Genomic DNA, 25980 nt, shown 5'->3' with positions numbered 1-25980 from the left:
ATGAGTTAATTAGGTAGCACATAAAAATAGACTATGGCGATAATTGCCAAAATAATTATGGTAATGGCATAGATTTTATCATGTAGAAAACTGAAAGCAGGTAATGCTCTTTGCTTTCTAGCGTATAAGTAAAATGCCAATCCAACGCCATATAAAATCATGGATAATAATAGGTAATGTATCCCACCTGCATAAATCAACCATATCCCATAAATTGAACCCGCTAAGCCCAAAAAGATTAAGTAAGTTTTACCTCTATTTATTGCTAATTTAAATACAAAAAGGGCTGATAGCAGATAGGGAATGAGCACCATGGAAGTAGATAGTTGAATCAGCGTGTTATATCCAGATTGATAAAAGTGGGCAAGAATAATAAGTATACTGATCAAAGTTGACGTTAAATACAATGCATTTGCGGGCGTCCCTTTCTTGTTAAGTTTGCCAAAACAGCTAGGTACGGTGTGTTCGTCACCTTGTCCACTTAGAAACAGCATTTCTGCAGCAAGAAGTAACCATGATAATAATCCGCCACTCACTGATACGATAAGTCCGATATTAATTAAAGTTGCTCCCCAGCTACCGATAACATGTTCAATGACTAATGCCATTGAAGGATTTTTCATTTGTGCTAATTCATGCTGAGGGACAATGCCCAAAGATAATACTGATACACAAACGAGTAATAGACTGGTGATAGCAAAACCAAAAAAGGTGGCTCGACTTATACTTAAAATACTTTTGGCGCGTGATGCGTAAACTGTTGCACTTTCGATCCCTAAATAGACCCAGACAGTATAAAGCATAGTGTGTTTGATTTGAGTAACAATAGAGCCTAACTCAGGAGTTCCCCAGAAATCAGTTTTGAATGTATCCACTTTGAATGCTAAAACGATGCAAACAATAAATAATCCTATCGGTACAATTTTAGCTAAAGTAACTAAGCAATTTAATAAGAATGCATGATAAATACCTTTTAATACAAATGAATTGACAATCCATAAGAAAATAAGGGCACCAATAACTGCAGGGAATGTGGTGCCATTGCCAAAATAGTTAAAACAATCAAACGAACCTAGTGCACTAAATAAGATAACCAAATAACTAGCACATGACATCCATGCAGAGATCCAATATCCCCATGCTGCATTAAAGCCAATATAATCCCCAAATCCTTCTCGTACATATCCGTATAATCCATCATTAATTTTATAAAAACGGATTGATAAATACTGAAAGATTCTAGTTAGCATCAGCATGCCAAATAAGGTTATGGCCCATGCAATTAATATCGCTCCTGCGCCGGCGCCTTCGGCCATATTTTGTGGTAAGCTAAAAATACCACTACCTACGATGCTTCCTACTACTAGTAACGTGAGAGGAAGTATGCCAAGCTTTTTTCTTACTGGTGTATTCATATCGTTTTCTTATTTAGTTGTTTAGATAATTAACTTTTTTATGATTAAAATCTCAAAGACATACAACTTACACCACCGTCAATTTTACGGTATTCCGATGTATCAACTTCAATTATTTGATAACCCAGTGCTTCGATTTTAGCTTTGGTAATTGGATAGCCAGCAGGCATAATAACTCGTTCATTCACCCAAATACAGTTAGCGGCATAGCTTTCATGTTCAGGAATTTCAATAATATTAAGATGTTGAAATTCAGGTTTAGTAATAAATTCACCTGCAGCTAACAAATTGTCATGTTCTAAATAGGCAAGACCAGTTTTTAAATGTAGTACTTTTTCTAAACTAACCACAGATCCTGATAAACCATATTTTTCTAATATAGCAATCATTTGATCTGCACCCGCTTGATTAGTTCGTGCTGATAAACCAATATAATAGTGATTATTAACCATCATTATATCGCCAGCTTCAACAGTCCCTGGTGCGGAAATTTTTTCTACTTTATTGGGATAAAATCTTTCAATAGTTTCACTAATAATTTCGGTTTCACCACGACGACTTTCGGCGCCAGGTCTAGTGATGATGGCGCAATGTGGGGTACATAAAACAGGATCTTCAACAAATACCGAATCAGGAAAACGTTCATCAGCTGGTAAAATAGTGATATCAACATCACATTGTTGCAAAGCTCGAATATAGTTATTGTGTTGGTCTAATGCTTTTTGATAATCGGGTTTACCCAAGTTAGCCGATGTTAAACCATCGATAAGTGATTTAGCTGGTGTTCTTGCAATAATATGATTAAATTTTTTCATCAGTTTTAAATCCTTTTTTAATTAAATAATTATGCTTTGTTTTTGAATAATAATTCACAGCAATAACTTTATCAAGAGTTAATTTGACTTTTTATGCAATTTTTGTGTTTTTTTATTCAAATGGAAAATCTGTTTGATGGATGAAACTTAAATGAAAGAAAAATAGAGGCTGATTATTTTTTATAAAAAAGGGTAATAAACATTACCCTTAAAATTTGATTTTTAGCTATTATAAAGGCTTTATAGGTTATTCACCGCTAAAATCGACCAATGTATAACAATTAATTCCCATATTGGTTAATTTAGTTTTACCATGTAAATCTGGTAAATTGATTACAAATGCTGCATCTTCGGCTATTGCTCCCGCTTTTTGAATTAATTTAGCAGTAGCAGCAACAGTTCCACCTGTCGCAAGTAAATCATCAATGATCAATACTCGTTCATTAGGTTTTATAGCATCGCAATGCATTTCTAATGTATCAGTGCCGTATTCTAGTTGATATTCTTCTTTAAAAACCTGACGTGGCAACTTATTAGGTTTTCTTACTGGTACAAAACCGATACCCAATGCTAATGCTAAAGGCGCTGCAAAGATGAAACCACGCGCCTCGGTTCCGACAACTTTATCAATTTTTTTATCTTTATAATGATCAATTAAAAGCTCGACAGAAGTTTTAAATGCAATAGGGTCTTCAAGTAAACTGGTGATATCTCGAAAAAGGATCCCTTGTTTAGGATAATTGGGGATAGTAATAATGCTATTTTTAATAAGTTCAAGTTTTTCTTGCAATTGAGTCATATCAAATATTCTCTAACTATTTTCTTTAAGAGCGTCTAATTTTTTATTATATACCTATGCTCTTTACAGTGGCAATAAACAAACAGTTAACACACCGTAAAATAACGAAATAGGCTAGTTTGAATTCAATTACTGATCTTCATTTATGCATTGTTTAATTGGCTTTTTACAACTTTTTACAATTAAATACATTATTTAGACAATATATTTTGCAAATGATGAATAATTGAATAAACTTTATATGGAAGGAGAATTCAATGAAAATTATCAAAATCTTTGCTCTGCTAGGACTTTCAGTGTGCAGCTTATTTGGTCATGCCCAAATAAATAAACAAATCCAAGTTCGTTCAGAATTGTCATCACCAATTATTTTGGAAGGCACTCCAGAAACAAATTACTTAAAAGTCTCATTATCTGGTCAAAATATTGATTCCAAAAAACGTGTTCCGATTAATTTAGCTATTGTTATTGATAAATCTGGTTCAATGTCAGGACAGCGAATCGAAAAAGCAAGAGAGGCTGCTATTTTGGCGGTTAATATGTTGAATAAAAATGATACATTATCTATTGTTGCCTATGATTCTGAAGCAAAAGTGATTGTTCCAGCAACCAAAGTAGATAATAAACTGAGAATCATTGGACTTATTAATGAAAATATTTATGCAGGTGGAGGAACAGCTCTATTTGCTGGTTTGAGTAAAGGAATTAAACAAGTTGAAAATCAACTGACCAAAGATAAAGTTAATCGTATTATTTTGTTATCTGACGGTCAAGCAAATATTGGTCCAAGTTCAGTAGATGAACTTTCTCAGTTGGCTATTATTGCGGCAAAAAAGAATATCGCTATTACCACATTGGGAATTGGCTCTGATTATAATGAATTATTAATGTCATCAATCGCAAGTTATAGTGATGGAAATCATGTTTTTGTAAATAATTCTGCAGATCTCGAAAATGTGTTTGTGCACGAGTTTACTGATCTTATGTCAGCTATTGCTCAAGACGTTGTGATTACTATTCAATTGAAAAATGGCGTTAAACCTGTCCGTTTGCTTGGTCGAGATGGTGTGATTAAAGATAATCAAGTTACTGTTAGAATGAATCAATTGTTTTCAAATCAAGAAAAATATGTATTGTTAGAAGTTATACCCGATAAAGGTAAAGTAGGTCAAAGCAAAACTTTAGCTCAAATTGATTTGCAATATGATAATTTATTGGTAAATAAACCTGAACACGAAACTCAATCTGTTAACGTCGCGTACACTGATAATCAAAAGTTAGTTCAGGATTCAATAATCCAAGATGTTTTAGCTGAGTCAGAGATTCAGAAGGTGACAATTGCGAATGATAAAGCATTAGAGCTTTATGATCAAGGTAATCAACAAGCCGCCGAAAAAATGCTTATGGACAATAAGAGTAGACTTGAAGAACTTTCAGGCTCAATGAAATCAGCTGCATTAAAAGCAAGATTAGATAGTCAAATTGAAAATAATAATATTATGGCTGAAGCAGTACTAAATGAGGACGAATCTGTCTCTCGTAAAATAATAACTGAAAAACAATTTAAGTCAAAAAGTAATGTAATTAAAAAATAGTTATGAAAAAATTAACAACGATTTTATCTTTATTGATATTAATGATATTTATAAGTTATTTAGGTTGGCGAAGTGTAGAGCATGAAGTTTTATTGCGCGAGAATAATGAAACTTTACTCGCTAAAAGCCGTATTAATAATATCAATTTATTGATTGAATCGTTGTTAAATCAACGCCTATCTTATCTTAGTAGTTTGTCATCACAAATTGATAATAACCATGATGAAGCTGAACATTTATTAGAAGTGGAAACAGATATTAAGAATATTTTTATCATAAATAAAAATAAAATTTTATTTTTAAGTGATTTTAATGATTCTCAATGGCATAAGTTGGTTGAATCAATTGCTTTAGACAATTCTCTTATATTGAATCTAAAAGATTATGATGAACAATTTCAACCTAACTCTGGTTGGTATCAAAATTATGATCATCTTATATACTGGTTTAAAGTGTCAGATGATATTATTGGTTTTGAACTTTCAACAATTAAACTTACATTTGACATCATTAATTTACTCGATAATCAGTCATTGGATGATAACTTTAAACTTATTAATAGTGATAAACAGATTTATAGCAACGGTAAAACATTCGAGAATGAAATCACTGAGTCACTAAAATACCCATTACAAAATTGGAATTTAACTTATTATTATTCTTCACCTAATTTAGTAAATTTATATATATTAGGAATAGGGGGGATAGCACTATTTATTCTCGTTTTATTTGGATTTGTCTTTTATGGTTATCGAGAATACACACGTACTTTGCGTTTGGCAAAACAGCAAGTTACTTTTGTTGGACAAGTTTCTCATGAATTTAAAACACCTTTAACCAACATCACCTTGTATTCTGAAATGTTAAGCGAATATTTAGAAGATGAAGCTGTTCCCATTCCAGATTATTTGCAGGTAATAAGTGCAGAAAGTAAACGATTAACTCGACTTATTCAGAATGTTTTGACTTTTAATAAATCCAATAATTTAAATATAAAACCTGTTAATTTAACGGCACTTCTTAAGCAAGTCTATCTTACATTTAAACCTATACTAGCGGCTAAATCGTTACAACTTAATTTAATAAATCTTGAAAATGATTGTATTGTAAATACTGATGCCGATAGTGTTATGCAAATTCTTAATAATTTTTTGAGTAATGCTGAAAAATATGCGTCTAAGGGTAAACAAGTTGATTTGTCATTGTGTAGATCGGGGAAACAGGTTGTAATAACCGTTCGTGATTATGGTGAAGGTGTTGCCACTCATTTGTTAAAACAGATTTTTAAACCCTTCTATCGAGTCAGTTCATCTATTACTGAAGGTGTTTCTGGCACAGGGATAGGATTAACTATTGCCAACCAATTAGCCAAGCAATTGCAAGGCGAAATTAAAGTTGTAAATCAAAAACCTGGTATTGCGTTTTCACTTATTTTAATGGAGTAGAAAAATGAAAATATTAATTGCTGAGGATGATAAACATATCTTGAATGGCATGTCAGATCTTTTAGAAAAGGAAGGGTATACAATCATTAAAGCTTGTAATGGTAAAGTGGCACTTAAACTATTTAAACAACAACAACCAGATTTTATTATTTTGGATATTATGATGCCTGAGCTAGATGGTTATTCTGTTTGTCGTGAAGTTCGTAAATTGAATGAAGATGTACCTATTCTATTTCTATCTGCAAAAGATGAGGAAATTGATCGTGTAGTGGGTTTTGAGCTTGGTGCAGATGATTATATGAATAAACCTTTTGGAATTCATGAATTAAGAGTAAGAATTAAAGCCATTGCAAGACGTTATTTGAAAGCAAAAAATCCAAATCTCACTCAAGGTGATTATTTTGAATTTGGTGATTTAAAAATTTATCCTACTGAATTATATGCAAAACGAAATGACCAAATTATCGAGTTAACATTAAGAGAAATTAAAATATTGGAATGTTTATATCAACATAAAAATCAGGTTGTTACTCGTGATATGCTTTTCGATTATGCATGGGGATATGATTTTTTACCTAGCAGTCGGACGCTTGACCAACATATTTCAAAACTGAGAAAACAAATAGAAATTAACCCAACAATACCCATTTTAATTAAAACGGTTCATGGCATTGGTTATAGGCATTAGATCGCTCTAGTAATTGGGTTAAATATTTTCAATTTTCTGTTTTACTCAGTTTGATTGTGTGAGTGTGATTTTTCATGTTCTATTAACCATTTTTTTCTTTCTAACCCTCCTCCATAGCCAATCAGTTCACCCGTAGAGCCAATTACTCGATGGCATGGAATGATAATTGCTACACGATTATTACCATTAGCATTGGCTACAGCTCTAATTGCCAATGGATTATTCATTTTTTGCGCTTGCTGTTTGTAAGTTGTCAGTTCACCATAGGGAATTTGTTTTAAACATTCCCAAACAGTTTGTTGGAAGGTTGTTCCTGGCGTGTGTAATGCTACAGTGAAATGAGTTCTGATCCCTTGGAAATATTCGGAAATCTCAATTTTGGCTTGTTTTATGTGTTCGTTTTCTCCAAAAATAATCTTCATGTTAAGTTGGGTTTGTAATTGTTTGAATTCGGTTTCAAGCATTCGTCTATCGACAAATTCTAATAAACAAATACCTTGCTTGGTTGCACAAATAAACATTGGGCCTAAGGGAGTGGTTAAGCGATCAATTAAAATAACGTCATGCTGTAGATTGGTTGAGGGTGATTTTTTCATGATTTTTTTATACGTATAACCAAAACCGCTTAATGAATTATAACCTGTATCAAATGCGGTATTGATGATATTTTTTCCCGATTTAATTTCCTGAAAAGCATTGTTAATTCGAAACATTCGCTGATAAGCATGAAACGTAATTCCATAATGTTTTTTGAACCATCGACGAATAATTTCTGGGCTTAAGTTATTCAGTCTCAATTCATAATCCGTTATTTTTGTTTTAGGTTCTTTATTCATTAATTCAATAGCTTTAATTACCTCTTCCGGTGCTTGATTTGAATTTTCAGTGGGTTTACATATTTTGCAAGGTCGGTATCCTTCATCAAGTGCTGATTTAAAAGACGAGAAAAATTCGACATTTTCATATTTTGGTTTTCTTGCTCGGCATGTAGCAATACAAAAAATAGATGTCGTTTTAACACCTACATAGAAAATTCCTACGTAACTTTGATTTCGGTCCAGTAAGGCTAGGTAATAAGTTTCTTTTTGTTTAGTATCTGTAATTAGCATCGAATGTATCTTTTAGATTAATTCATTTTCGTTATTTTGTAGCTTATTAGAAAAGCCATTTTCTTGGCAACCGAAAAATTGACAACTATTTTTAAGAATAATTATTTGATAAAAATTTCAGATATTTGATCAAAATAATTGCCAAACAAATGAATATTCAATCTAATACTCACATTCAATAAAAGTAGAATTTTATGAATAATGATCATTTCAGATAAATGATTTATCTAATTTTTTATTTTAATTTATCAATAATAGCAAAATTTCAAAAATGAAAAGGAATAAAAAAATGAAAAAAGTATCTGCTATTATGGCATTACTATTGTGTTCAGGGCTGGCACAAGCAAGAACCTACGATGAAATTATCAATTCAGGTTTTTTAAAAGTTGGTGTTCCCGCTGATTATGCGCCATTGGCTTTTTATAATACCCAAGAAAAATTGGTCGGTTTTGATATTGATATGGCAAAAGATTTAGCAAAACAATTAAATGTGACGCCAGTATTTTATATCACTAGCTGGCCAACCTTATCACAAGATTTAACAGATGATAATTATGATATTGCTATGGGGGGTGTAACTTATACGAAGAGTCGTGCAGAAAAATTCTTACTGTCTGATGAAATTGTGCCAAATGGTAAAGTAGCGTTAGCTGCATGTCATGTCGCATCCAGTTTATCAAGTTTAGACAAAATTGATAAACCTGATGTTAAGGTGGTAGTTAATCCTGGTGGCACCAATGAGAGCTTTGTAAATGATAATATTCATACGGCACAAGTGATTCATGTAGAAAATAATTTTGATAACATTCAAGCGTTACGTGATAAAACAGCGGATCTTATGGTGACGGATCTTATTGAAGGTCAATATTATCAATATAAAGAGCCTAATGTTTTATGTTTAGCAACTGACACGCCATTTAAAGGTACAGAAAGCTATAAAGCTTATATGGTTCAATCGGGCAACCAAAAACTTTTGGATGCAATTAATAGTTGGCTTCCTAATTCTAATAAACAGCAATTAGCGATAAAATGGGGCGTAAAAACTCAGTTAAATTAGTTCGCTAATAACTTAATAAATATGGCGGTTAACATCGCCATTATTATCCTAAATAATGTCTGTTTTAGTTCTATTTAGTTTGTTACCTTAGGTCATTATCTATTTTCAAAACAATGTATATCAATCTTTTTTGGAGTAATACTAAAATGAATTACTATGATTTTTTAGTCATTGCATTAAAATTGTTGGTTGTATTCATCTGTATTATTTTATTTTTAAAAATTACCGGTAAAACCTCTCTATCCCAAATGTCGAGTATTGATTTTATTGGTAATATGATTTTAGGTGGAATTGCGGGTGGTATTATCTATAATCCAAAGTTAACCGTTTTTGATTTTTTGGTGGTGTTAATAATGTGGACAGCCATTATGTATACTTCCAACTATTTAAAGAAAAGAAGTCAAAATGCCAAAGCATTTATTGTCGGTAATCCAATTATTTTAATGGAAAGTGGCAAAATTAAACTAGATGCCTTTACATCAGTTAACTTAGATTTTTCCAGTTTTGCAGTATTACTTAGAATGAAGAATATTTTTACCATTCATGCTGTTGATAAAGCTATCTTGGAACCTAATGGACAATTAACCGTGGTTAAAAAAGGTGATAAAGATATATCCGTCCTTGTATTAGAAAATGAAAACCCAAATGAAGATGGGTTAAAATCGATTGGCAAAGATGAGGATTGGCTAAAATCGAAGTTAGCTGAACAAGGTTATGCTAATTATGAGGGATTGTATTGTGTTGAATACTATGATAAGCGTCTTTTTGTGATACCAAGTGAACTTGTTAATTGACTGTTTTATTATGATAAGTGTTCTGAATAAACCTTAACCATTGTTTTGGCTAAGGCTTTCTACAAATTTTACTTTATTAGTTATACAAAGGCGATCTGTTTAATGATTTAACAATAAAGCTCGATACCTGAAAGCTATTATCGAGTTTTTGTTGTATTTGTTTTGCTTCTTGTTCGGTTTTACATTGAGTAAAGATACAAGCACCTGTCCCTGTTAATCTGGTTGGGGCAAATTGAGACAGATAAGTAATAATTTTATCAACAATTGGATATCGTTTTCGAACAACGTTTTCACAATCATTTTTAAACCGATCAAATGGTAAAGCTAATAAATCATCAAGATCTCGGCTTGGTGTATTACGGGTAAGTTCAGGATCATTAAACACTTTAACTGTGGAGATTTCAATATTAGGGTAGGTGACTAAATACCAATATTGTGGAATATCAACTGATAATAACTGATCACCTATACCTTGGGCAAAAGCTGCATGGCCATAGATAAAGATAGGCACATCAGCGCCAATTTGTCTTCCTATTTCAATTAATGTTTCAGTTGTTAAATTAAGTTGCCATAATTGATTAAGAGCAACTAACACCGTAGCTGCATTTGATGATGCACCACCTAATCCACTACCCATTGGGATTTTTTTATCAATAGTGATATCTATACCCAAATCCTGACGATTTACATAAGATTTTAAGCGATTGGCAGCAATAACCATTAAGTTATTATCTACAGGGACATTAACAAACTCGGTCAGTAAATGAATTTGGTTATCCTGTCGAACGTTAAACGTTACAACGTCACAATAATCGATAAACTGAAATAAGGTTTGTAAATCGTGATAATTGTCAGCACGGCGTCCAGTTATATAAAGAAATAAATTTAGTTTTGCTGGTGAATACCATTGTTTCATCATTACTTCCTGTTATTGCAAAATCCAGTTACTTATCTTTAAACGAATATTTTCCTCATCATGATTTAACTCTATGATTGCAGGTAAATCTATTTTCTCGTTTTTATAAGTATATGTTGAATAACTAGAAATTTTTAATTTCCATCTATTATTGTTTTGCATAAATTCAGTTGATGCTAATCTGCCAGAGTTATCTAACTTATCACTGCTACTATTAGAATAACCTTTTAACCAATTATGGAGAGAGTTAAAAGGAATATTAACATTCGATACTTTCTTCATTAAGTTTTCAATATTAGTATCACTATAATGGTTACCATTTTTATCAATAAGTTCTGCAGAATCAGGCTCAGATTTTACCGTTAAAATATTTGTTCCGACAGGGGTAGTTAATTTTACTTCGAAATGGTTAACCGATTTTTGGGTAATTAAAAATCGCCCATAGTTACGAGTTTTTTCACTTATTTGAGCAATACTGCCATTAACACGAAAAGTATTTATTTGTTCAAGAATTTGTTGATGAGTTTTCCATTGTTGCTCAATTGATGCAGTATCTTTAGGTTTATTGATATGGCAAGCCGTGATTATAAAAGGTAAAACTAGGATAAATGCATATTTGATTTTAGACATGAATTATCTCTTGAAGTTGAACGTTTGAATTATTTTATTATAACTGATAATACCACAATAAGAAAAAGTAACTGTAAATTAACCTTTAATATTTTTTTATGTATAATGTTATGTAAAGGACGCTTCGTAATACAGCTATTGATTAAAATAAAACTCAAGAAGAAACAATGCAATGTCAATTACAATATTAGGTGTTAATCATAAAACTGCACCATTAGCTTTAAGAGAAAAAATTGCTTTCCCTAACGAAACAGTAGATAAAGCACTGTATAGCCTTTACCAACATCCTCTAATTGAGGGGTGTGTAATATTATCAACCTGTAATCGAACAGAAATATATCTAAATTATGAACACCAAACAGATTATATTAGATTAAAAGGATTTGTTGAAAATTGGTTAGGTCAATTTCACAATGTTGATCTTGAGCAATATAAAAATTCCCTTTATTGGTATGAAGGCCAACAAGCTGTTGAACATCTAATGGCTGTAGCAAGTGGTTTGGATTCAATGATTATAGGTGAACCACAAATTTTGGGACAAGTTAAAGTTGCCTACGGTATTGCACAAAAAAATCAGTGCTTGTCGATGACATTAGAAAAACTCTTTCAAAATATTTTCCATGTAGCAAAACTTGTGCGCAGTCAAACCGATATTGGCTCTAATACAGCTTCTGTTGCTTATGCCGCATGTCTTGTTGCTCGTAAGTTGTTTAACGACACAGCTAAATTAAATGTCATGTTAGTAGGAGCAGGAGAGACGATAGAACTAATTTCTCGTTATTTAAAACCTCATGGGTTTAATCATGTTCTTGTTGCTAATCGTACACGTGATAAAGCATTAAAATTAGCTTCACTTATTGATGCAGAAATTATTTCATTACCTGATATTGCTCATCGCCTTAAAGAGGTCGATATTGTTATCAGTTCTACTGCAAGCCCATTACCTATTATTGGAAAAGGAATGGTTGAACGCACCTTGCAAGCAAGGAATCATCAGCAGATGTTATTTATTGATCTAGCGGTTCCTCGTGATATAGAACAAGAAATTAACGAACTTGATAATGTACACTTATATACGATTGATGATCTTCAACAAACTATTGAAAATAATTTAGAACAACGTGCTATTGCTGCTCAAAAAGCGCAATATATTATTCAAGACCAAGCTGAACAATTCATCGATTGGCTTAAAGCTCGTTACGCAGTTGACTATGTTAAACAGTATCGCAGTAATGCACAAAGTATTAAACGCGAATTAGAGATCAAAGCGTTAAATGCTATCAAGCAAGGCGCAAATGTTGATGAAGTCTTTGCTGAGTTTTCTCATCGATTAACCAATAAATTAATCCATGCGCCAACCCAAACTTTACTTAATGCGGCAACTCATGATTGTGATGACTGTTTTAAAGTGTTAAGCAAAGGATTAGGTTTGAAAAGACATTAGTAAATTTTTGATATGTAAACAGGAAATAGAAATATTTGTATCAACTTGAATTTTTTGAAATACCTTCTCCTTGTAAACGCGTTTGTGAAACCGATAAACAAGGTTATTGTATTAAATGCTTTCGTTCTAGGACAGAACGATTTAATTGGTTAAGTTTTTCCGATAGTCAAAAGCAAGAAGTGCTTCGCTTATGTAAACAAAGGGAGTTAAGACGTCGTTATCTATTATTGCAACAGCAACAACAAAAGATCCAAGATACAATCTTGCAAAATGAACTCAATTTTTAAATCCTGACCTTGTTATCTATTTTACAACGGGATAACTTGTAATCTATAACAACTCGGAGTAGCATTTTTCAAACCAGCAATTATTGCAAATAATGAGTCATCATTGTTAATTAAATCGAGATCTCAGCTATGAAAATGTGTATTGCATGTGGCATGCCAATGACTTCACTTGGTGATTATCCTTTGCATGACATGTCTAAAAATTACTGTAAACATTGCGCTCATAATGATGGCACAATGAAAACGTTTGATGAGAAATGGCAAGAAGTTGCTCTGCGTTATGCTAATAATCATCATATCGATTATTCAATAGCTAAACACACTGCATATGTAATACTAAAAAAATTACCTGCTTGGAAACGAAAGTGGTAAAAAAGTATTTATTTTTTAACTTAGAAAATTGTTATTAGATTAAATATAAGAATATTAGCTAAATAAGCAGAGTTATCTGCTTATTTAATAAACTCATATAAACTAAAAATTTAATTGAAATTAAAACAAATTTTAATCAATAAATCTAAAATCTTGCAGTCTTTGACTAACAAAGATCAGCATATCATCAAATCCAGAAGTCCAATATGACCAATCATGACCACCATTGCGAGCAATAAAGGTATAGTTAATATTGTTTTTCTTGAAATTCATACTTAATAGTGTATTACCAATAAGAAAATCATCTTTAGAACCGCAATCAAGATAAAAATAGCTCTCAGACTCCAATTTATTCGATGTAGTATTTAAAATATCATATTTATCATAAAATTTATTATTTACTCTGCTTTCGCCTACAAGGTTTAAACCGAATGCTTTGCCATAGCGTCGATTATATTTATTCATATTCATTGAAATTATATCTTCTTTGGTTCTAAACGCTCCGCTTAAGGCCACCGTAGCCTTAAAAAGGCCGGGATATTGTAAACTATAATAAAGAGCGCCAAATTCGCCCATTGAAAGCCCACCAATGGCTCTAAATTTGGGTAAATTATTTACTCTGTAGCTTTTTTCAATTTGAGGCATGAATTCTTTGATAAACATATCCTAATAAAGATACTAGCCATCCGCATCATTCATATAATAGGTATTATTTTCAAAAGACCCATTTCTAGTAGTATCAGGTGTGACAACAATCATGGGTGTTATCTTTCCGGAATTGATTAAATTATCCAAATGAGCTTGTAAATTACCCTGAGTATAAGGTTCGGTATGAATACCATCCGCGCCACCATGCAAAAAATAAAAAATAGGGTAAGTTCTATTAGAACTATGATAATCTGGAGGCAAATATACCGTATAATGGACATCATTACCTAATATTTGACTTTTTATCGTTTTACTAGAATCAACAATACCCTGTGATGAAAAACAATTAGTAACATATAAAATGCTTACTAAAAAGGGATTTTTCAAAAAACGAAAAAAGGTTGTATTTCATAGGATGATTCTCCTTTTTGATTAACAGATTGAGTAATCATATATCGCTGATAATCTTTTTTAGGGAATTAAGATTTAATTTTTTGAATTTCGTCACATTATTATTAACCTAGAGCAACTTTCGATTGAATTATAGAATCCTGCTGAAGATAATTTATTTGGCGTAATTAAATATACAAAATCTGTTATTCAAAATATTGCTAAATAGATATCGGTTATAGAGACAAATCTATCATATTAAACCTTAAGGATATAAACGCTGACAATAGCTGGATTTTTAGGCAAACAAAGCGCTTTATGATAATAATTGTTGCAGATATCACAAAGCTTAGTATAATGCCCACGTTTACTTATTTACACTTCTAATGCCAGTGTGGCGAAATTGGTAGACGCAGCGGATTCAAAATCCGCCGCCCTTAAAAGCGTGTCGGTTCGAGTCCGACCACTGGCACCAATAAAGTCAATCAACAGTGACATTCTTTAAAATACATTGAATCCAATAAGGATTAAACCTATCTTATTATTCATTACGCGTCAGTAAAAGAAATTAATAACACAAATTTTTAGGTATATTTTTATCTATATGAATGCAATATATCCAAATAACATATACCTAAAATTATTATAGCAAGAAAAAACCTACCATTAACATTGTTATGTGCAAATGCACTCCAGTTGGAGTTCATAGAATTTTGCTTTAAAAAGTACTATGTTCGTCGATGTTAATGGTGGCGCAATCCAATCTAATTCGCTTGTTGTGACTCAAAAACAATTGAATTCCGAGAATAATGACGAAAACAACTTAATCAAAATTGATGCGCGTTGGCTATTACATTGGGCTGATGAATTATGCGAAAAGGATTGATACCATCATCGATTAAGCAAGCGTTCAAGCAAGAAGTCTAAGTATTTTCTAATAATATTGTTGAACAGGTAGACATTGGCACTATGACGAATGAATAGAGTACGGAAAAGGTCAAGGAAGAAGAAAAAAGTCTTAGGGAACAATCAAGAAAAAGGATAATTTTAGAACTATCTATTTGGGGTGGTTTTGCTATGATTTCAATTGGTGCGGCTATGTTTATGTTAGCGTTCGTAATGGCAACGATGGACATAGAGAGTATTACCTCTGTACGACTCCTGATGATGAACAATATACAATTGATAGCGAAGCAGATTAATAATGTTTATTATTTTTTATCTATAGCTACTTTGTGTGCTTTATATTCTCTTATTATATTACCAGACCAACCGCGTTATTATAGGCAGCGATGCACGATTAAAAGCAATTACTGTAGTTGATGAAGTCACAATTAACCCCAAACACAAACAGCCCTATTCCTGTAAGATTCCAGCAGTAGTGTTAGTAATCAAGAACGAAGCTATGAGATTTAACGAATGAAATGGCGGTATATCACGGCGGAGGGTAATATTTCACTTTGGCGAGGTTATCCCTGAAAAGAACAAGATTTAAATTCGGTTAGCAAAATAAAGCAAGAGTTATCCTCAATTGTGATGCTACTAGTTAATGAGTTAGCTGATCCTAAATAATCCACTTTCATTAAACAGCTTTGGCACATCATTAAATTGAGCTAAAAATGAAAACTAGAAGACTTATTTTAAAAAATGTACTAATTCTGGGATGAGAACAAATTCAGAAATAGATATAAGCAAAGTTTGGCTACCAAGATCTGAAGAACAAAGTTAAATATCATTTTTTATTATGAGGTTACCTTAATTCGGGATTTACTCAATGTTATTTGTTAATAATTTTGATATTTCCCATATCCAACCAAATTCAGAATATCGAGGTTCTCCGATAACTTGCTCGGAAGCTGTGTGAATCCATTGTGTTCCATTGAAATAGATCTCATTTAATTTGTTTGAGAGGTCTATTACTGTCTGTGGATATATTTCTCCATTACCAGAAAGTATTCCTTGAATAATAGAGTGGTTTCCTCCGTTTACAAAACCAATTTTCATTGGCAATACAAGCGTTACATCATGATTAATATCTTGTTTAAATTCTCCACATTTGCGATTTTTCTTTCCTATTGAACCTAGATTACAAACTAAGCTAGTAGGATGCCAAGCAGTAGGTAAAATAATATCAGAGGCTAGTTTGAGTGAGTGGTGACTTGTTGAATTCGAATGTTGTGTAGAATTAGCCAAGATTTCGTATACTATACTATGTGAACAAAGGAAATCCTGGTATAAACCAATTCCTTTTATGGCATGATGTTTTTGCTTTAAATAAGCATTTCTAATGTGTTCTGCTTGTATTGGTTTCATCACTATTTTTATCAAATCATACAAGGCTTCATTCTTAGAAAAACAAGATGAGTTTTGATTCGCAATCTTATTCGCCCACTCCATAAGATTAATAAATTGATTATTTTTCAAAGAAGTAATATTCTTTCTTTTAGAAAAATAGATACTCATGTTAACCTCATTTTTCATTTATTAGGCATTTTTATGATTAATAATTCTAATATGATTATAAATGAAGTAAGTTAATACCATGAACATTTTTTATAAAATTTTATTTTTATGGGTGGTGGATAAAATCTAAAACATAATTAACGGTAACTACTCATCTAGATAAATTTTAACACCGTCCAAAATTCTAAAATCAATTTTTTAACCTTTCAATTTGGCAAGATTAAAATACCTAATTTAGTGGTCATTTATTGTTTTGGGACTATATTAGGGACTATTTCTTTAATTAAGAAAAAGAAATGCTTTTTTCAAAAAGGTTTTAATAATCCATTTTCAAGTCCGACCACATCGCATCACTCAAATTATCGCAAACTAATCACTTATTTGGTCTATATACTTAAATGATATAACAATATAACTATTTATTATTATTTAAATATTTCTATCTAATTATAATCAAATTCATCCAAACAATATCAATGTAATCTATTTTTGTATTGAAACCAGACAAGGATGGAAAAGTTATGTCCTCTTTCCTATTATCTAATGAAAAAATTCTAAGAATTATCATTGGCTTTATTTTTATCTTTATAAGTCCTTTAACTATAGCTGTCATCGATGAAAAATCTGAGACATTAAAAGTAGGCATTGATTTGACTTATGCACCTTTTGCTTATTTAGAAAACAATCAAGCTGAAGGTTTTGATCCCGATTTTATGCGGTTGTTGGCCGAAAAAGCCAATAAAACAGCTTATTTTAATGATACCCGAATTGAAAATATCATTATTGGACTTGAATCAGGGCATTATGATGTTGTTGCAAGTGCACTATATGTAAATGCAACGCGTGCTAAACAGGTTGATTTTATTCCTTATTTACAAACTGGTGGCGTTTTGCTTGTTCGACAAAATGATAATTTTAACCCGCAAACTTTAAAAGATTTATGTGGTAAAAGTGTCTCTTCTATGAAAGGGGCTGCATGGATTGAAACCATGAATCAGGTTAGTCAGACTTATTGCAAATCAAACAATTTGAACCCAATTATTGTGAAGGAGTATCCAAGTGCTCCCGAAGCCTCACAAGCGCTGCTTTCACATGGTGTTGATGTTCAATATGAAGATGCAGCTGTAGCTAATATGGTTATAAATCAGCTAAACAATACATTGAAAATTACCAGTAAAAACATGCTAAATCCAGTTCTGATTGGTTTAGCAGTACGTAAAAATGATATGGTGTTTAAACAAAATTTAGTTGATCTTATTAAAATGGCAAAACAATCGGGACAGTATGATGCTTTGCTTAAAAAATATAATCTAGCTTACCCTAGTCAAACTTTATTGAATGACAATTTAGACTATATCGCAACAGATCTAGATGGCAATCTAAAAAACAACAATAAGATTGAACAAAAAGGCTTTAATTGGAATTATTTCTTTAACGAATTAATCAATCCAAATTTTGTAAAAGCCAGTTTTACAGTTATCTCTTTAAGTTGTTTGGCTTGGATAAGTGCGCTACTTTTTGGTTTGCTATTGGCATTAGGTAATCGTTCAAAACAGTTTATTTTAATCAAGGTTACATCATTGTATATCTGGTTATTTAGAAGTTTGCCATTACTCGTTTTATTAATTTATATTTATAGCTTACCAAGATTTTGGGAGGCAAGTAGTGTCATTCTATCTAATCCATTTTGGGCAGGGCTTATTGCTTTAATTCTTAGTGAAAGTGCTTATATGGCTGAAATTCATCGAGGTGCATTACAAGCTGTCTCAAATGACCAAATAGATGCAGGCAGAGCTTTAGGATTAAGATATTGGGCGATTCAAACTAAAATTGTTTTTCCTCAAGCACTGAGAATAGCACTTCCGCCATTGACTAATCAATTAGTCACAATCATAAAATTAACATCATTAGTGTCAGTTATTTCTTTAACAGAAATTCTATTAGTTGGCCAACAGCTTTATACGCGTAATTTTTTGGTAATTGAAACATTAACGGTTGTTGCTATTTATTACGTTGCAATCGTGACAATAGTGACTTGGTTAATTAAACGCTTTGAGGTTTATTTAGACGTCACAAAAAGGGCTAACAACGAAAAAATTCAATTTATTACCCTTGATTCCGTTTCCAAAAAAGAGAGCGATTCTTTATCAACTAATAAAACAAGCAAGTATGTGTTAGAGTTGCAACATTTGAATAAAAATTATGGACATACAAAAGTATTAAACAATATAAATTTAAATGTTAATTGGGGTGATGTTATTTCAATAATAGGACCATCAGGCTCCGGCAAAACAACTCTTATACGAACCATAAACGGATTATCAAATTTGGATGAAGGAACAATTAAATTCGAAGGAATTCCTTTTATTGAAGGACGAAAATTACATGATAAACAATTTTACAACCGTATTGTTCACCTTGGAATGGTCTTTCAAAACTATAATTTATTTCCTCACAAAACTGTCTTAGAAAATTTACTTTTAGCACCGCAATATCATGATAAAGATCTAGAAAACAGTAAACAATTGGCATTAGCTTTATTAGATAAAGTTGGAATGCTAGAACATGCCAATAAATACCCGCATCAATTATCTGGAGGGCAACAGCAAAGAGTTGCGATAGCTCGAGCACTTGTTATGGAACCAAGCATTATGCTATTCGATGAGCCTACTTCAGCTCTGGATCCTGAACTAGTTAATGAAGTCTTGCTTGTAATTGCACAGTTAGCAACTGAAGGTATGACTATGTTAATTGTCACTCATGAAATGTCTTTTGCATTTAAAGTTTCAAATCGTATCATCTTTATGGAAAAAGGTCAGATCATCCATGATGATAGTCCTGATATTTTAAAAAATTGTGATGATAAACGTCTACAACAATTTTTAAACCAAAGTGAACATTAATTTAATACACATTAATAGGATCAATAGTTAAATATGAGTAAATGAGGTATAAGTGATGCAAGAATTTCCCGAAATAGGTATTTTACATCGTCGTAAAATCGAAGCTGAAATAATCAAGCCGATCTATGAAATATTAATAAGAAATTACGGAAAAGAGGCAGCCAAAGCTGTTATTGAAGAGGCTGTTGCAAAAGCAGCTATTGAGGCAGGAAAAGAGTTTGCTGCTAAAGAACCAAATGGTACCAGTGTTGAGAGTTTTGTAGCATTACAACATCTTTGGGAACAAGATGATGCATTAACAATCACTGTTGTTGAGAATAGCCATGAAAAGTATGACTATAATGTTCATCGCTGTAAATATGCTGAAATGTATAAAGAAATGGGATTAGCTGAAATCGGTTTTCTATTATCGTGTAATCGGGATAGTAAATTCATAGAAGGTTATGCACCACAAGTTAATTTAGACCGTCCTCATACAATTATGATGGGCGATGGTATTTGTGATTTTCGTTACTGTCTGCGAGTTAAAAATGATGAATAATATACAGCCTCAAATTAATATAAAACGCCTTGAAAAATTATTAGATGATTTCGCACAAATAGGTAGGACGGATAATGGTGGTGTGACTCGTTTAACATTAACAATGGTAGATAAACAAGCACGTGATTTATTAATTCAAATTAGCCAATCTGCTGGCTTCAAAGTACGCATAGACGCAATCGGAAACATCTTCATACGCAGAGAAGGCCTTAAGGACTTACCCGTTGTTATGACAGGCTCTCATGGTGATAGCCAACCTAAAGGAGGGCGCTATGATGGCATTTATGGCGTATTAGCTGGTTTGGAAGTGCTATTAACTTTGAATGATTTTAATATTGAGACCAATCATCCAATTGAATTAGTCATGTGGACGAATGAAGAAGGTTCACGTTTTGCACCTGCTATGATGGGCTCTGCTGTTTTTACGGGTAAGTTGAAACTTGAAGAAGCTTATGCAATCAAAGATCAAGATGGAATCACAGTAAAACAAGCTTTAGAAAAAATAGGCTATTTGGGGAGTGATAATACAGAAAATTATTCTATTAAAGCTATTATCGAGGCTCATATTGAACAGGGGCCTATATTGGAACTCGAAAACAAAACTATTGGTATTGTTAAAGGTGCATTTGCCCAACGTTGGTATGAAGTAAATTTGACTGGTTTGGCTGCTCATGCAGGAACTACACCAGTCAATATGCGCCAAGATGCAGTTGTAGGATTGTCTGAATGTGTGACCGCTTTGAATCAATTAGCTTTAAATCCTAACAGTAAAGATATTCGCTTAACGGTTGGTATGATAACGGTTAGTCCTAATTCTCGTAATGTTGTTGCTGGAGATTGCTTTTTTACTATTGATTTACGGCATTATGATTCAGATTTGTTAGAAAGTTTTGAAACAAAAATGTACGCTCTATTATCTAATATAGCAAAAAAATTAAATTTAAAACTTGATATCAAAAAAGTACTGAATATGTCAGCTATACATTTCGATCAAGGCTGTATTGATTCTGTTAAGCATGCGACAGCTAAAAATAATTATTCTGCAATTGAGATGATTTCGGGCGCAGGGCATGATGCATGTCATTTAAGTACAATTGCCCCCACTTCAATGATATTTATTCCTTGCATTAAAGGAATAAGTCATAATGAAGCCGAATCGATAACTACGTCTTGGTGTAAAGCTGGAGCAGATGTTTTACTTGATACGTTATTAGATTTAACGAGGTAAGTTATTTCATTGTTGTAAAGATAATAATAAGAATGTTTATACATTAACAATTAATGAGTTGTCATAATAGATTAAAGAAAATATGCAATAATTTGTACATTACTTTTATTCTGTAACTTATTTGTCAATGAAGGTTTTACAACAATGTAAAAAACTCTGTTACCAAAAATATTATGGAAGATTTATCTTTTCATTCTAGCAAACTGACGCATGTTTGTAATAAAATGCATTTAACTTATTAATTTAAAATAACTATTATTACAGTTGAGAATAAACTAATGCTTAGTAAGTAGTAATATGGTATTTATTTAATATGTGATTGGTTTAAATTGGATTTTTTGGAAAGGAATTAATGAAAAAAGTAATAACGATAAAGCTATTTTTGGTGGTCTCCGTATTGGTTTTGATACCATATTTGAACAATGCTTTTATGTATGAATTTGTTTCTTATTTGAAACTCATCTCTTTGATAATCATTTTTGGGTGTTTATCTATTTTCATTATCAAACTGATTTATCATGATAAATGGTTACTTAAAAAATTGGTTAAACCTAATGTGACAAAAACGGTTAGAAATAATGAGAAAAGTTATGAATATTTGGATTATAGGATGAATCAAGGTGTTGCTCTTATTTGGGAAGGTGATGCAATATTTGCAAATTTTAGGTTACCCGATAATAACAAAAATTTTAGTGGTTATATAAAACAATTGTGCTTAAAAGAGGATGGAAATTTTTATCTATCTGTTGCAAATGGTCATCAAATTGAACGAATTGCATTCAATGAACTTACATCGTCGATTAAAATTACTATTAATGCAACATGTTATAGCTTTAAGTCTTTATGTAAGGATGTGTTAAAGCTGGAATTAAATAAGATATTTAAATTTGCTGATCATGTCCGAAAGCAATTAACTCTTAATGAAAAGTATATTTTTACCTTTGATCCCCCAACAAAAGTGTTTATAACTATAAATAACAATAAAGAACTATTTGAAATCGAAAAATATTATATTTTTCATAATAATGACAAAGCCATCCAGATGAAAAGCGTTTCAAAACAGAAAAGTGCTTTGGTTCCGATTGAGAATATTAAGGCTAAAATAGAATTTGAAAATGGCGAAAAAATTGATATAAAAAAATGGTTAGAGTATTTATGTGTGATGACTGATATCAATTAAAATATTTTTCGGTTATAGAAAAAATAATTGAATTCAAATTAATCATTTATTGGGTTAGCAATAAGGCTTATTATTCAATTTACTAATTAAATAACTTTTTTGTTAAATAACCGAATATAAAAAGGCAATATAAAATAGAAAGATACTTGTATTGCCTTTTCAATAGAATGGTTTTACTTCATTAAGGCATTTATCTCTTCTCTAACAAGAGGTACAGTTAATCCTACGATAATTTGTATAGATTTGCCTTTATTTACGATATTTATTGCGCCATTACTTTGAAAATATTCGACATCATATACTAATTCAGGATTGATAATTTGGACTCGTAGCCGAGTTGCACAATTAGTTAGATGTGAAATATTATCTTTTCCGCCTAAACCTTCAAGAAAAGCTATCGCCTTTTGTTTAATTTCATCATCTTCTTTTTCGACTTCATCCGTTTGAATATTAGTTGTTGTGTTATGTTTACTATTTTTATAATCTGCTTTAGTAAATAATTTTATATTGCTATCTGTTCGTCCTGGAGTCATCAAATTAAACTTAATGACAAGAAATTTAAATACAAAATAGTAAATTGCTGTGAAAGACAATCCAATCACAATTTGAATAACATAAGTAACCCAATGATTTGCACCTAATGGTAACCAATTTTGGAAAATAAAATCGATGACACCCAAATAGAAATTTCCTGACACACCAAACATAAACATAATAGTTGCCATTGTGGCAGCTAAAAGAGCATGAACAAAAAATAGCATTGGAGCAATAAATAAAAACGTAAATTCAATAGGTTCAGTAATACCTGTTAAAACTGCAGTGATTGTTGCACCAATTAATAACCCAAAGACCATTTTTTTATTTTCAGGCTTGGCAGTTGAATAAATTGCCATTGAGATACCTGTACAACCAAATACTTTTCCCATACCAATGAGCATAAATCCTCCTTGAGGAAAAAGTTCTGTTAATGATTTAGTGCTATCTGCAAATTCTGAAATGTGTGAAATCCAATAATTAACTGTTCCCCCATCAGTAACAATCGGACCGAAATAAATTGGTCCATAGACAAAATGGTGCAAACCAGTTGGTATTAAAATGCGTTCTAAAAAAGTAAATAACCAAACCCCAATAGCGCCAGAATTTAAGATAATAACTTGAAGGCTTTGTATTCCACTTTGGATTGGTGGCCAAACAATAACGGTTAAGATAGCTAGAATTAGCATTAAAGGAAAACTAAGAACGACAATAATTGGAGTTCCCGTAAATATATTTGCCCACTCTGGTAGGCGTAAATCATAAAAACGGTTATGGAGCCAAACGGTGAAACTTGCAGTTAGAATTGAGCCAACAATTGAGGTATCTAAAGTTAGTACACCACAAATTTCAATTAATCCTGCTTGTCCTGTTTGATAATTTATTCCTAACTCCTCACTCCATACATCAATAATCCCACCAATAAAATAGTTGAAAGTAAGATATGAAATAAAAGCTGCAAGCACTGCACGCCCAGATGCTTTTTGGGCTAAAGCAATAGGTAAACCAAGAGCGAAAAGCATCGGCATATTTTGAAATAAAACCATCGATGCCTTTTGCAATATGCCAAGAATTTTTACATACGTAGACCCCTCTGTAGCGAATGGAAATAAATGTGGATTAAGTAAAACTACTGTTAAACCTAGTAAAATACCGGCAGCTGGGAATAATAAAACCGGAACAAACATTGCTGCACCAAAGCGTTGAATTGTATTTCTCATATAGACATTAATCCTTTAATATATTGATTAATATTCATTTTAATTTGTTGATGACTCAAGTTAGCACTAAGGTTGAGATCAACCCTAGTGTTATTTGTTTCAACTAAATTAATTATTTAAAAAATTGCGGTAGATATTTTTTGTTTTCGTTTAATATTTCTTCGACGATTATTTTCGCTTTAGGTACATTAACTACTGTTCGATTGAGTGTTAATGCATTAATAAGCTTTTGTTTTGAACCTTCATACCAAGCATCAACAACAAGTTTTTCATAGCCTAATTGGATTTCAATCATTGCTTTTTGGAATGTTGGAATATTACCGATAGCAAACGCTTTAGGGCCATCTGATGTGAGCATACATGGGATTTCAACCATTGCATCATCTTGAATGTTATTAATAGCTCCATTGTTAGGAACAATGACAAGATAAATATCGCCTTTGTTGTAAGCTAAGGATGACGCTACGCGGATCATATAACGACCATGTATATCATCATGAACATCTTCCCCTTGGATTGAATTTTTTTCGATGATTCGACGGCACATTTCAAATACATGTTTTTCCCGTCCATTAATAACCTGACGAGCTCTGGTATTATTGATATCCTCTTTATTAACCATTTTTTCCGGATACAAATAATATTGTAAATAAGTGTTTGGTAGAAATTCAGGATTATCCCTTAACATAATTTCCATATTTTTAAAAGTTGCTTGCCAAGATGGATCATTGGCAATAACTGAATCAACTGCGCTAATACCATCTTTTAAAATGATATCTTTTATCTTTTGTGTAAGATCTTCTCCTTGTTTATTTTTTATTTTGGTGAACCAACCATAATGATTTAGACCAAAATATTCCGGTATAAAATCCCAAATTTGACAGCCAAGTAATTTGGCATAACTTACCATTATCGCTGCAGGCATATCACAAATATTTAAAATTCGCTTGTCATCAGGAAATTCTCTATTTAAAGCTTCGGCAACAATAGCTGCAGGATTAGTATAATTTAAGATCCAAGCCTCTTTTTGATAGCTTCGGATATCACGAATAAGATCTATCATGTCACCAATAGATCGTAAACCATAAGCCATACCTCCTGCACCACAGGTTTCTTGACCCACACACTGATGCGAAAGAGGTATTTGCTCATCACGCTCCCGCATTTTTAATCCACCTGTTCGGATTTGCATAAAAAAGAAATCGGAGTTTTCAAAAGCAACTTTTCTATCTGTGGTATAGATGAATTCTTCAATTTCTGGATAAAGCTCCTGAAACATTATTTTTGTTGCTTTAGCGTTTAATTCTTGACGAGGTGCATCAATATCATAGAAAACAACTCTTTTTAAAGGAAAATTATCTTTTTCAGTAATCAGACTTCTCATAATACCTAACGTATAAGTACTTCCCGCCCCAACGACAGTTAAATTGATCTTTTTCATATTATTTCCTAATTGTATTGTTGAATAAAAACAAATAAAGTACAAATATGTTACCAATAAGTATTA

The 25980-nt window shown here is 31.9% G+C and carries 23 protein-coding genes, 1 tRNA gene and 1 pseudogene; 15 read left to right on the top strand and 10 right to left on the bottom strand.

Annotation, left to right across the window (positions count from 1 at the left end; genetic code table 11):
- Nucleotides 1–5 precede the first annotated feature (5 nt).
- The 3 genes from GAPWK_RS07695 to apt form a co-directional block, all read right to left on the bottom strand.
- Nucleotides 6–1415 (bottom strand): basic amino acid/polyamine antiporter, encoded by a 1410-nt coding sequence (locus GAPWK_RS07695; RefSeq protein ID WP_025315661.1) that lies wholly within the window; start codon nucleotides 1413–1415, stop codon nucleotides 6–8.
- A 44-nt stretch (nucleotides 1416–1459) separates the two neighbouring features.
- On the bottom strand, nucleotides 1460–2230 hold the full coding sequence (ddaH, locus tag GAPWK_RS07690; protein WP_025315660.1) for a dimethylargininase: 771 nt from the start codon (nucleotides 2228–2230) through the stop codon (nucleotides 1460–1462).
- Between the two features lie 247 nt (nucleotides 2231–2477).
- Nucleotides 2478–3029: an adenine phosphoribosyltransferase gene (gene apt, locus GAPWK_RS07685; protein ID WP_025315659.1), complete on the bottom strand. Its 552-nt coding sequence runs from the start codon at nucleotides 3027–3029 to the stop codon at nucleotides 2478–2480.
- A gap of 257 nt (nucleotides 3030–3286) precedes the next feature.
- Between apt and GAPWK_RS07680 the strand changes: the two genes are divergently transcribed.
- From GAPWK_RS07680 to GAPWK_RS07670, 3 genes are read left to right on the top strand one after another with little or no spacing between them, the layout of a single operon-like run.
- Entirely contained in the window at nucleotides 3287–4624 is a 1338-nt protein-coding gene (locus GAPWK_RS07680) for a vWA domain-containing protein (protein ID WP_038517361.1), read from the top strand.
- Between the two features lie 2 nt (nucleotides 4625–4626).
- Nucleotides 4627–6069 carry a sensor histidine kinase gene (locus GAPWK_RS07675; protein WP_025315657.1) on the top strand — a complete coding sequence of 481 codons (1443 nt, stop codon included), beginning with the start codon at nucleotides 4627–4629 and terminating at the stop codon, nucleotides 6067–6069.
- A gap of 4 nt (nucleotides 6070–6073) precedes the next feature.
- Nucleotides 6074–6757 carry a response regulator transcription factor gene (locus tag GAPWK_RS07670; protein ID WP_025315656.1) on the top strand — a complete coding sequence of 228 codons (684 nt, stop codon included), beginning with the start codon at nucleotides 6074–6076 and terminating at the stop codon, nucleotides 6755–6757.
- Nucleotides 6758–6798: 41 nt separating this feature from the next.
- Here GAPWK_RS07670 and GAPWK_RS07665 read toward each other — a convergent pair whose 3' ends face one another.
- Nucleotides 6799–7866, bottom strand: coding sequence for a bifunctional transcriptional activator/DNA repair enzyme AdaA (locus GAPWK_RS07665; protein ID WP_025315655.1), 1068 nt, complete (start codon nucleotides 7864–7866; stop codon nucleotides 6799–6801).
- A 289-nt stretch (nucleotides 7867–8155) separates the two neighbouring features.
- On the opposite strand from GAPWK_RS07665, the gene GAPWK_RS07660 reads away from it, so the two are divergent.
- On the top strand, nucleotides 8156–8923 hold the full coding sequence (locus GAPWK_RS07660; protein WP_025315654.1) for a transporter substrate-binding domain-containing protein: 768 nt from the start codon (nucleotides 8156–8158) through the stop codon (nucleotides 8921–8923).
- Between the two features lie 146 nt (nucleotides 8924–9069).
- Entirely contained in the window at nucleotides 9070–9717 is a 648-nt protein-coding gene (locus tag GAPWK_RS07655; RefSeq protein WP_025315653.1) for a DUF421 domain-containing protein, read from the top strand.
- 76 nt (nucleotides 9718–9793) lie between these two features.
- On the opposite strand, the gene ispE is transcribed toward GAPWK_RS07655, so the two are convergent.
- Nucleotides 9794–10636: a 4-(cytidine 5'-diphospho)-2-C-methyl-D-erythritol kinase gene (ispE, locus tag GAPWK_RS07650; RefSeq protein WP_025315652.1), complete on the bottom strand. Its 843-nt coding sequence runs from the start codon at nucleotides 10634–10636 to the stop codon at nucleotides 9794–9796.
- Between the two features lie 9 nt (nucleotides 10637–10645).
- Nucleotides 10646–11263 carry a lipoprotein insertase outer membrane protein LolB gene (gene lolB / locus GAPWK_RS07645; RefSeq protein WP_025315651.1) on the bottom strand — a complete coding sequence of 206 codons (618 nt, stop codon included), beginning with the start codon at nucleotides 11261–11263 and terminating at the stop codon, nucleotides 10646–10648.
- Between the two features lie 172 nt (nucleotides 11264–11435).
- Between lolB and hemA the strand changes: the two genes are divergently transcribed.
- The 3 genes from hemA (at nucleotide 11436) to GAPWK_RS07630 (ending at nucleotide 13366) form a co-directional block, all read left to right on the top strand.
- Nucleotides 11436–12707: a glutamyl-tRNA reductase gene (gene hemA / locus GAPWK_RS07640; protein ID WP_025315650.1), complete on the top strand. Its 1272-nt coding sequence runs from the start codon at nucleotides 11436–11438 to the stop codon at nucleotides 12705–12707.
- 35 nt (nucleotides 12708–12742) lie between these two features.
- Nucleotides 12743–12994, top strand: coding sequence for a DUF1289 domain-containing protein (locus GAPWK_RS07635; protein WP_025315649.1), 252 nt, complete (start codon nucleotides 12743–12745; stop codon nucleotides 12992–12994).
- A gap of 129 nt (nucleotides 12995–13123) precedes the next feature.
- Entirely contained in the window at nucleotides 13124–13366 is a 243-nt protein-coding gene (locus tag GAPWK_RS07630; RefSeq protein ID WP_025315648.1) for a zinc ribbon domain-containing protein, read from the top strand.
- Between the two features lie 132 nt (nucleotides 13367–13498).
- Here the strand turns inward: GAPWK_RS07630 and GAPWK_RS14255 are convergent.
- A pseudogene (locus GAPWK_RS14255) lies at nucleotides 13499–14401 on the bottom strand (alpha/beta hydrolase).
- Between the two features lie 391 nt (nucleotides 14402–14792).
- Here GAPWK_RS14255 and GAPWK_RS07620 point away from each other — a divergent pair.
- From GAPWK_RS07620 to GAPWK_RS14895, 3 genes are all read left to right on the top strand, one after another.
- Nucleotides 14793–14879, top strand: a tRNA-Leu gene (locus GAPWK_RS07620).
- A 255-nt stretch (nucleotides 14880–15134) separates the two neighbouring features.
- Nucleotides 15135–15290, top strand: a complete 156-nt coding sequence (locus GAPWK_RS14900; protein ID WP_158413590.1) for a hypothetical protein — start codon at nucleotides 15135–15137, stop codon at nucleotides 15288–15290.
- Nucleotides 15291–15465: 175 nt separating this feature from the next.
- Nucleotides 15466–15606 carry a hypothetical protein gene (locus tag GAPWK_RS14895; protein WP_158413589.1) on the top strand — a complete coding sequence of 47 codons (141 nt, stop codon included), beginning with the start codon at nucleotides 15466–15468 and terminating at the stop codon, nucleotides 15604–15606.
- A gap of 565 nt (nucleotides 15607–16171) precedes the next feature.
- Here the strand turns inward: GAPWK_RS14895 and GAPWK_RS14250 are convergent.
- Nucleotides 16172–16867: a DUF6710 family protein gene (locus GAPWK_RS14250; protein WP_025315645.1), complete on the bottom strand. Its 696-nt coding sequence runs from the start codon at nucleotides 16865–16867 to the stop codon at nucleotides 16172–16174.
- A gap of 521 nt (nucleotides 16868–17388) precedes the next feature.
- Between GAPWK_RS14250 and GAPWK_RS07610 the strand changes: the two genes are divergently transcribed.
- The 4 genes from GAPWK_RS07610 (at nucleotide 17389) to GAPWK_RS07595 (ending at nucleotide 22719) form a co-directional block, all read left to right on the top strand.
- On the top strand, nucleotides 17389–19770 hold the full coding sequence (locus GAPWK_RS07610; RefSeq protein ID WP_025315644.1) for an ABC transporter permease subunit: 2382 nt from the start codon (nucleotides 17389–17391) through the stop codon (nucleotides 19768–19770).
- A gap of 55 nt (nucleotides 19771–19825) precedes the next feature.
- Nucleotides 19826–20311, top strand: a complete 486-nt coding sequence (locus GAPWK_RS07605) for an L-2-amino-thiazoline-4-carboxylic acid hydrolase (protein ID WP_025315643.1) — start codon at nucleotides 19826–19828, stop codon at nucleotides 20309–20311.
- A complete protein-coding gene (locus tag GAPWK_RS07600; protein ID WP_025315642.1) occupies nucleotides 20304–21539 on the top strand; it encodes a M20 family metallo-hydrolase in 1236 nt (411 codons plus the stop codon). Before GAPWK_RS07605 ends, GAPWK_RS07600 begins: the two co-directional genes overlap by 8 nt.
- A gap of 352 nt (nucleotides 21540–21891) precedes the next feature.
- Nucleotides 21892–22719 (top strand): hypothetical protein, encoded by an 828-nt coding sequence (locus tag GAPWK_RS07595; protein WP_146206951.1) that lies wholly within the window; start codon nucleotides 21892–21894, stop codon nucleotides 22717–22719.
- Between the two features lie 173 nt (nucleotides 22720–22892).
- Here GAPWK_RS07595 and GAPWK_RS07590 read toward each other — a convergent pair whose 3' ends face one another.
- Nucleotides 22893–24473 carry an alpha-glucoside-specific PTS transporter subunit IIBC gene (locus GAPWK_RS07590; RefSeq protein WP_038517359.1) on the bottom strand — a complete coding sequence of 527 codons (1581 nt, stop codon included), beginning with the start codon at nucleotides 24471–24473 and terminating at the stop codon, nucleotides 22893–22895.
- A gap of 112 nt (nucleotides 24474–24585) precedes the next feature.
- Entirely contained in the window at nucleotides 24586–25914 is a 1329-nt protein-coding gene (locus tag GAPWK_RS07585; protein ID WP_025315640.1) for a 6-phospho-alpha-glucosidase, read from the bottom strand.
- Between the last annotated feature and the right edge of the window lie 66 nt (nucleotides 25915–25980).

The sequence above is a fragment of the Gilliamella apicola genome (assembly GCF_000599985.1).
Classification (GTDB): domain Bacteria; phylum Pseudomonadota; class Gammaproteobacteria; order Enterobacterales; family Orbaceae; genus Gilliamella; species Gilliamella apicola.
This window is presented reverse-complemented; position numbering and strand designations above follow the sequence as displayed.

Coding starts and splice junctions, on each gene's coding strand:
- GAPWK_RS07660 (WP_025315654.1), top strand. CDS start 8,156: ATGAAAAAAGTATCTGCTATTATGGCATTACTATTGTGTTCAGGGCTG.
- GAPWK_RS07695 (WP_025315661.1), bottom strand. CDS start 1,415: ATGAATACACCAGTAAGAAAAAAGCTTGGCATACTTCCTCTCACGTTA.
- GAPWK_RS14900 (WP_158413590.1), top strand. CDS start 15,135: ATGTTCGTCGATGTTAATGGTGGCGCAATCCAATCTAATTCGCTTGTT.
- GAPWK_RS07655 (WP_025315653.1), top strand. CDS start 9,070: ATGAATTACTATGATTTTTTAGTCATTGCATTAAAATTGTTGGTTGTA.
- GAPWK_RS07600 (WP_025315642.1), top strand. CDS start 20,304: ATGAATAATATACAGCCTCAAATTAATATAAAACGCCTTGAAAAATTA.
- GAPWK_RS07680 (WP_038517361.1), top strand. CDS start 3,287: ATGAAAATTATCAAAATCTTTGCTCTGCTAGGACTTTCAGTGTGCAGC.
- GAPWK_RS14250 (WP_025315645.1), bottom strand. CDS start 16,867: ATGAGTATCTATTTTTCTAAAAGAAAGAATATTACTTCTTTGAAAAAT.
- ispE (WP_025315652.1), bottom strand. CDS start 10,636: ATGATGAAACAATGGTATTCACCAGCAAAACTAAATTTATTTCTTTAT.
- GAPWK_RS07595 (WP_146206951.1), top strand. CDS start 21,892: ATGAAAAAAGTAATAACGATAAAGCTATTTTTGGTGGTCTCCGTATTG.
- GAPWK_RS07590 (WP_038517359.1), bottom strand. CDS start 24,473: ATGAGAAATACAATTCAACGCTTTGGTGCAGCAATGTTTGTTCCGGTT.
- lolB (WP_025315651.1), bottom strand. CDS start 11,263: ATGTCTAAAATCAAATATGCATTTATCCTAGTTTTACCTTTTATAATC.
- GAPWK_RS07665 (WP_025315655.1), bottom strand. CDS start 7,866: ATGCTAATTACAGATACTAAACAAAAAGAAACTTATTACCTAGCCTTA.
- ddaH (WP_025315660.1), bottom strand. CDS start 2,230: ATGAAAAAATTTAATCATATTATTGCAAGAACACCAGCTAAATCACTT.
- GAPWK_RS07630 (WP_025315648.1), top strand. CDS start 13,124: ATGAAAATGTGTATTGCATGTGGCATGCCAATGACTTCACTTGGTGAT.
- GAPWK_RS07585 (WP_025315640.1), bottom strand. CDS start 25,914: ATGAAAAAGATCAATTTAACTGTCGTTGGGGCGGGAAGTACTTATACG.
- GAPWK_RS07605 (WP_025315643.1), top strand. CDS start 19,826: ATGCAAGAATTTCCCGAAATAGGTATTTTACATCGTCGTAAAATCGAA.
- apt (WP_025315659.1), bottom strand. CDS start 3,029: ATGACTCAATTGCAAGAAAAACTTGAACTTATTAAAAATAGCATTATT.
- GAPWK_RS07670 (WP_025315656.1), top strand. CDS start 6,074: ATGAAAATATTAATTGCTGAGGATGATAAACATATCTTGAATGGCATG.
- hemA (WP_025315650.1), top strand. CDS start 11,436: ATGTCAATTACAATATTAGGTGTTAATCATAAAACTGCACCATTAGCT.
- GAPWK_RS07610 (WP_025315644.1), top strand. CDS start 17,389: ATGTCCTCTTTCCTATTATCTAATGAAAAAATTCTAAGAATTATCATT.
- GAPWK_RS07675 (WP_025315657.1), top strand. CDS start 4,627: ATGAAAAAATTAACAACGATTTTATCTTTATTGATATTAATGATATTT.